The following is a 7986-nucleotide window of genomic DNA, read 5'->3' on the forward strand; positions in this document are numbered from 1 at the left end:
GCGCTTTATATTGTTGAATTTAACAGTTGCGTTTGTTGATACGCATGATTAAAATAGGTATTTGAAATAGATAACGAAGTTTCATGAAGTATATCGCTTAGTTCTTCTAAAACGGCATCTAACTTTAAACGCATATTAGAATCTAAGTCTACATTGGTTAATTCTGCTATAGTTAAACTTTGAATTTTATTAAATGCTTTAGAAATATTTTGTTGACACTCTGTAAACTCTTCAGCAGAATTATTTGGCAACTGATCAATATCTTTTTTTAGTCTTTTAATTTGATATGATAACGATTTGGCATACTCATTATCTAACAAAACAAGACTAATAACATTTTCTAAACTTAAATACGATTTATAACTATACCTATAAATATTTAAACTTTCGTGGCTACTTAACAACGATTCTAATATTTCATATTCTAATTCTTGTGGATGATTTACAATAATTAACGATCTAAACTTGGCAATTGTCATAGTTGCTTCTTCTAATTGCAAGCCAATAAAATAAAGTAAAAGTCCCTGTTTTACCAAAATACACTCTTCTGAAAGTGCTCTAAAGGCAATTAATCTTGTAATAATTCTATCAAAAAACTTTAAAATAACAGGAATAGCGTAATTTTCTTCATTTTTAAAATTTTGCCAAAGCTTTTGTATACTATCAAAAACACGCCACATATCTCTAGACCACAAATTTCTGCGAGAGTAATATGCAAAATTAAAACTTGCAATTGTTTGAGCAAAACTACCTATTCTCGATTCATCTAAAATTACAGATTCAATTTCTTTTAACGGATTTTCCATAGCCACTTTTTCATTTTCTCCAGTAAACCCAGGAAACGTAGAAGTCATATTTGTAATGGAATGAAATAGAATTGTTAAACTTTCTGAGTCAGTCTTCCTATTAGTAAACTGCACATTTGCCATTTGGTTCAATACCATCCTTAAATATCTGGCTGTTAAAATAGTACGTCCCAAATATCTTCCAGCCCAAAATAAGTTTTCGGCTGTATCACTTGGAACATCATTAATACCTTCAACTTCATTTGATGTTGACTTATTCCAAGAATATTGTTGAATATTACTTTGTTTTTTATCGCTTACCACCCAAAAATCTTTACTTGTTCCACCTTTTTGGTTAGACACCACTAACTCTTCTCTTTCCGACGCAACTCTTACCAAACCACCTGGCATAACACTATATCCATTATTTTTAGCTACAGAAAAAGTACGACAAACTATTTTACGTGGCTCTAATCGGCCTTCTACAAAATTTGGCGCAGTAGAAAAATTAATTTTTTCTTGAGCAACAAACTGATAAGGCGCTTTTAAAATTTCTTTTTTAAGTTGTTTTAATTCACTTTTAGTCAAAAACTCACAAAAATAAATATGTTCTCTATGCGTTTTATCAATCCTTTTCACCACAAATGAAGACAAATGATTTATTACAAAATCACATTCTTTTTCTTGTCCGCACCACCAAGAGGCAATTTGCGGTAAAATTAAATCTTCATTTAAAAAATATTTACAAACATTGTTTAAAAATGGAATTAACCCTGGGTTCTCCAAAATTCCGCTTCCAACCGGATTTACTATGGCTACATTTTGTAAACGTACCACTTCTAATAAACCAGCAACTCCTAAATACGAGTCTTCGCGCAATTCCAATGGATCTATAAAAACATCATCAACCCTTCTGTAAATTACATCAACTTGTTTTAAACCTTTTAAAGATTTCATCCATAATTTTCCACCTCTTACCACTAAATCACTTCCTTTTACTAAAGGATATCCTAAAAAAGACGATAAATAAGAATGCTCAAAATAAGTTTCGTTATGCGGGCCAGGTGTTAAAATAACAACCGTAGGATTTTCCTTATTTGTTGGTGCTGATGTTATTAATAGCTCATTAAAATCTTTAAAAAATACAGATGATTGTTCTACATTAATATCCTGATATATTTTAGGTAACATTTTACTTGTAGAAAATCTATTTTCCAGAGCATAACCCATCCCTGAAGGAGCCTGCGCTCTATCATTTACCACCCACATTCTTCCATCGGGTCCTCTTGCTAAATCAACTGAATGAATTAATAATTGCTTGGCAGTTTTGTATTGTATTTGATCACAGGCACGTAAAAAACCTTTATGCGCAAAAATAACCTCATACGGAATAATTCCTTTTTTTAGTAGCTCTCTTTTTCCATAAATATCTTTCAAAAGCAAATTTAACACTTCTGATCGTTGTTGTAAGCCTTTTTCAATAGTGTTCCACTCTTTTTTTTGAATTAAAAAAGGAACAACGTTTAGTTTCCAAGGTCTATTTAAACCTTTTGGATCATTATAAACATTATAGGTAACACCATTTTCAGACAATAACCAATCTATTTCTCCTTGCTTATGAGTGAGCTCTTTACTTCCAATTTTTGAAAGATTGTCTAATAATTTATCCCAATTTTTATCAATCCCTAAATCTGTTGCAAACACTTCATCATAGCCTTTAAAATCAAGGAAATAATCTTTAAATAAAGCATTTGTACTAATTGACATGTTGGTTTTTATTTTCTCCTTAAATCTAAGGTATTTGGAAATTCAAAGTTAATAGGAATTTCTTTATAACTAAACTTTTTTGAACTTCCTTTTTCTTGCACACTTTTTGTTGAATTATCATCGTCTTGCACAGTACTTTCAATAGGATCTATTTCACCTTGTGTATGCCCAAATTCCCAGAAGCGACTTATTCTTCGAGACTCCGCCTCATAACTATTTACTGGATATGTATCGTATGATCTTCCACCTGGATGTGCCACAAAATAAGTACAACCACCAATAGATCTTCTATTCCATTTATCAACAATATCAAAAACCAACGGCGTATCTACACCAATGGTTGGATGCAATGCAGAATATGGATCCCAAGCCTTGTATCTAATTCCAGCAACAAATTCTCCTTTTACCGACGTTGCTTTTAATTGAACTTTAATTCCGTTACATGTTAATACATATCTTTCATCAATAAAATTGGAAACTTTAACCTGAATTCTTTCCAATGAAGAATCTACGTATCGTGCCGTTCCTCCACCAGTCATTTCTTCACCTAAAACATTCCAAGGCTCAATGGCAGCACGTAATTCAATATGAACATTGTTAATATCTACCATTCCATGTAGTGGAAATCTAAACTCAAAAAATGGATTAAACCAATCCTCTTTAAATTTATAACCTGCTCTATTTAATTGCGCTACAATATCTTTAATATCTTCACGAACATAATGTTCTATTAAAAATTTATCGTGTAATTCTGTTCCCCAACGCACCAAATCGTGCTCATAGGGTTTTTTCCAAAACCAAGAAACTAAGGTTCTTACCAACAACATTTGCATTAAACTCATTTGAGGATGTGGCGGCATATCAAAACCTCTCAATTCTAAAATACCCAATCTTCCAGAAGAAGAATCTGGAGAATATAATTTATCTATACAAAATTCTGCTCGATGTGTATTTCCGGTTAAATCGGTTAATAAATGTCTAAATAATCTATCGGTTAACCAAAATGGCACTTCTCCATCTTTTGGAATTTGACTAAATGCAATTTCTAATTCGTATAAATTTTCTAAACGTGCTTCATCAACTCTTGGCGCCTGACTTGTTGGTCCAATAAACGAACCCGAAAATAAGTAAGAAAGACCAGGATGGTGTTGCCAAAATGTTAGCAAACTTCTTAATAAACTTGGCTTTCTTAACAAAGGACTATCAGCTGGAGTAACACCCCCTAAGGTTACATGATTTCCTCCTCCTGTTCCAGTATGTTTTCCATCTAACATAAACTTTTCAGTTCCTAAACGTGCTAGTTTTGCTTGTTCATAAATGGTAAATGTATTTTCTGTAAGTTCTTTCCAATTATGCGTTGGATGCACATTTACTTCAATTACTCCTGGATCAGGGGTAATTTTCATAGATTCTAATCTGCTATCTTTTGGAGGATCATAACCTTCTAAAATAACTGGAAATTTTAATTCACGTGCAGTTAATTCTATTGAAGAAACTAGATCCAAAAATATTTCTGCACTGTCTAATGGTGGCATAAAAAGATACAATTTACCTTCTCTAACCTCCGCGCAAAGTGCTGTTCTAACAAAATAATTATGCTTATTTTCTAGAACTCCTTTACTTAAAAACTCTTTATGCCTTTTTAACACACGATTTTTATAGCTCGGTAATTTTTTCTTTTTCGAAAAATTATCAGGTTCAAATCTTGGAAATTCATTTCCGGGTTTTTGAATTAAAGAATCAAGTGGTAAGCGTAATCCAATTGGAGAATTTCCCGGAATTAAAAAAATATGCTGTCTTCTAAATTCCCATTTATTTGTATACCATTGTCCTTCCGAATTATTAAGAGGCAAAACATAACCTATAGCTTTTGATGTGCCAGATTCTAAAATTTCAGCCAGCTTTTCACGAACTAAAGAAGCATCTTTATCTTTGGCTGGATCTACATCTATAGGTAATTTACCTTGTTCCCATAAAAAATAAAAAGCATCTTCATATGTTGGTAAAATATAATCGTTTGATATTCTTAAATAATTGGTAAGAGTATCTAAAAATAAACTTGCTGCGTTATCTGGCAACACCGTGTTTTTAGCAAAAGCCCCAAGCAATTTTTTAGTATGCCAAATTGGTTTTCCATCTTTTCTCCAACAAATTTCAATTTGCCATCTTGGTAATGGCTCTCCCGGATACCATTTTCCTTGTGCGTGATGTAAAACTCCGCCTTCAGCAAACTTTCCATATAATTTTTCTGTAAGACTGGCTGCTAATTTTCTTTTGTGTTCGCCATCTGCCTCGGTATTCCACTCTGGAGACTCCATATCATCAATAGAAACAAAAGTAGGTTCACCACCCATTGTTAATCTTACATCTCCTTTTTCTAGTTCTTTTTCAACTTTAAAGCCCAAATTGTAAATTTCTTTCCATTGGGCTTCTGTATAAGGTTTGGTAACTCTTGGCGACTCAAAAATTCTTTTTACTGTATTTTCATAAAAAAACTCCGTTTCACAAATATCCGTCATTCCTTCTACTGGAGCAGCACTTTCAAAATTTGGAGTACACGCTAATGGAATATGTCCTTCACCAGCCAATAAACCTGAAGTTGCATCAAAACCAATCCATCCAGCACCTGGCAAATAAACCTCAGCCCATGCGTGTAAATCGGTAAAATCATCTTCAGGGCCAGAAGGACCATCTAACGATTTTTCATCGGATTTTAATTGTACTAAATAGCCCGATACAAAACGTGCTCCAAAACCTAAATGTCTTAATGTTTGTACAAACAACCACGCATAGTCTCTACAAGAACCATTTTTTTGCTCTAATGTTTCTTCACAAGTTTGCACTCCAGGATCTAGCCTAATATTGTAATTTAAATACTCGTAAATTTTTCTGTTAATATCAATTAAAAAATAAATTGTTTTACGTGGCGTGTAATCTATGGTTTTTAAAAAACCTTCTAACAATTTTCCTTTTTCAGTTACTTCTAAATAAGGTGATAATTCTTTTTTTATAGTTTCGGAATATTTAAAAGGATATTCCTCTGCAGATGTTTCAACAAAAAAATCGAATGGATTTATGGTTTTTAAATCTGCAATAATTTCAACATCAACAGATAATTCTGTTGTTTTATCTGGAAAAATTAATCGCGCCATATAATTCCCAAACGGGTCTTGTTGCCAATTTAAAAACTGTTTTTCAGGTTTTATTTTTATGGAGTAAGACTCTATAGGTGTTCTACTATGCGGCGCAGGTCTTAACCTAAAAATATGTGGTGATAATGATACTGGACGATCATATTTATAGACTGTTTTATGTGAAATTACAATTTTTAAAGCCATATTATTTTATTATAAAACAATTATTTTTTAGTTGATTTTTATATCGAAATACTAAAAGTAAAGAACGATTAAATTTAACAATATTTCAATAAAAACAACATTTTATTGAATATAACAATCCTTTTTTACCAAATCACTAAAAATGATAATTAATTTAAACAAAAAAACTTCAATATCAACATTTTTAATAATGTATATTGAAGTAATTATAAAACAATGAACAAAACAAGAAGAATATTAATCTCTCTTTTTCATAATTCCTTTTGTTAAATCATTTAAAACGTTCACTTTCTCTTGAAAATCACCTTTAATAGTTTGTCTAAAAGAATTTAGGTTTTCTGCCAACTCATCAATGTTATCTGGTATAACTTCTTCAAAAAACTGACGTAAGCGTTTTGCCAAGGTTGGAGACTTTCCGTTGGTTGATATGGCTATTTTTATATTTCCTTTGGTTACTATTCCTCCCATATAAAAATCGCAATACGGCGGATTGTCAGCCACATTTACCAATATACTTTGCGCTTTACAATCTTTATAAACTTGAATATTTACATCAATTTTATCAGTTGTAGCAATTACCATATGTTTACCTTGTAAAAAGGAATTATTATAAGCACTTTCAACTAATTTTACTTGATGTTTTTTAGCTAAATCAATTAATGCTGGTAAAAAAGTTAAGGATACAATGGTTACTTTGGCATTTGGGCTAGATTTTAGTAAAAAAGTTAATTTTTCTAATCCCACATTTCCTCCTCCTACAATTAAAACTTCTAATTGCGTTACTTTTAAAAAAATTGGATATAATTCGTTTTGACTCATATTAAATTCCATTTTAATTTACCTTTTCGCCGTCCTAAACTTGGTTCAGAGGCTCACCTTCTGTGATGATTTCTATAATGAGATACTGAAACAAGTTCAGCCTGACGTTCTTTTTAACTTTGTAGTTTATTAAAATTGATTTTCCACTAAATTGAAACTCTCAAAAAACGATCTAAGCTTTGCACTTTCCGAAACAACTTCACCAATAACAATAATGGCTGGGGAACCTAATTTTTGCTGCTCAACAACTTCTAAAATAGAATCTATAGTTCCAAGTCCAATTTTTTCACTTGCTGTTGTGCCATTTTGAATAATTGCCGTTGAAACATTGCTTTTACCAAATTTAGTAAATATTTCGACTATTTCCTTTAGCTTACTCATTCCCATTAAAATAACAACCGTTGCTGTTGATTGGGCCGCTAAATACACATCATTTGATAATTTTCTTTCGGTTGTTGTACCTGTAATTACCCAAAAACTTTCTGAAATACCTCTTTTTGTTAAAGGAATTCCTTGACTTGCAGGAACTGCCATTGAGGATGAAATTCCTGAAACAATTTCTGTTTCAATTCCAAAAGATTCTATATAATCTATCTCTTCTGCACCTCTTCCAAAAATAAATGGATCGCCTCCTTTTAAACGCACAGCATTTCCAAATTCAAAAGCATTTTTTACAATTAATTCATTAATTTCATCTTGCGTAAAACTGTGCATTCCTTTACGTTTACCAACAAAAATTCTTTTCGCCTCTTTAGGAACATACTCTAATAATTCCCTATTAATTAAGGCATCATACAATACAACTTTTGCATTTTTTAGTGCTTTTACACCTTTTACAGTTATTAAATCTGGATCACCTGGTCCAGCTCCAACTAAAGTTACTTTTGGCTTTATATTAGTTTTCATCTGATCCGTTTTTAATTCTATATTCATTTGCTTTTGCATAAAATAATTGGGCATCGGCTACATATTTATCTGCAAATTGTTTTGTTGGCTCATTTTTTTGAATTTGATATACAAACTCTGAAAATATTGTTGGTAATTTAATTTTATCTGCAAAAACAGTTTCAAACAATGTAACAATGTTTGCTTGGGTATTGGTGCTTTCTCCTTCGGTTAACAACAATGCTTTTGCGGTATTTACCATACTTGTATATGCATAATAAATACTATCTGAATATTGATTTAGCTTTAATGCTTCTGAGGCATTTTCAATTTTTTCTTCACTTTCAAATAACAATGTAGCAACTAAATCTATTACAACTCCGGCACATTCA

5 protein-coding genes are annotated in these 7986 nt (G+C 31.6%); all 5 read right to left on the minus strand.

The window, feature by feature from the left end:
- Nucleotides 1-5 precede the first annotated feature (5 nt).
- On the minus strand, nt 6-2552 hold the full coding sequence (locus ABY298_RS06190; protein ID WP_372745140.1) for a circularly permuted type 2 ATP-grasp protein: 2547 nt from the start codon (nt 2550-2552) through the stop codon (nt 6-8).
- A gap of 8 nt (nt 2553-2560) precedes the next feature.
- The gene (locus ABY298_RS06195) at nt 2561-5890 is read right to left on the minus strand and encodes a DUF2126 domain-containing protein (RefSeq protein WP_372745141.1); all 3330 of its coding nucleotides are present in this window, start codon (nt 5888-5890) and stop codon (nt 2561-2563) included.
- 237 nt (nt 5891-6127) lie between these two features.
- A complete protein-coding gene (locus ABY298_RS06200; RefSeq protein ID WP_372745142.1) occupies nt 6128-6709 on the minus strand; it encodes a bifunctional precorrin-2 dehydrogenase/sirohydrochlorin ferrochelatase in 582 nt (193 codons plus the stop codon).
- Nucleotides 6710-6838: 129 nt separating this feature from the next.
- Nucleotides 6839-7615: a uroporphyrinogen-III C-methyltransferase gene (cobA, locus tag ABY298_RS06205; protein WP_372745143.1), complete on the minus strand. Its 777-nt coding sequence runs from the start codon at nt 7613-7615 to the stop codon at nt 6839-6841.
- Nucleotides 7605-7986, minus strand: a 382-nt coding sequence (locus tag ABY298_RS06210) for a HEPN domain-containing protein (protein WP_372745144.1), incomplete at its 5' end; no start/stop codon positions are given. The genes ABY298_RS06210 and cobA, both read right to left, overlap by 11 nt.

The organism is Lutibacter sp. (genome assembly GCF_041596795.1).
GTDB lineage: Bacteria > Bacteroidota > Bacteroidia > Flavobacteriales > Flavobacteriaceae > Lutibacter.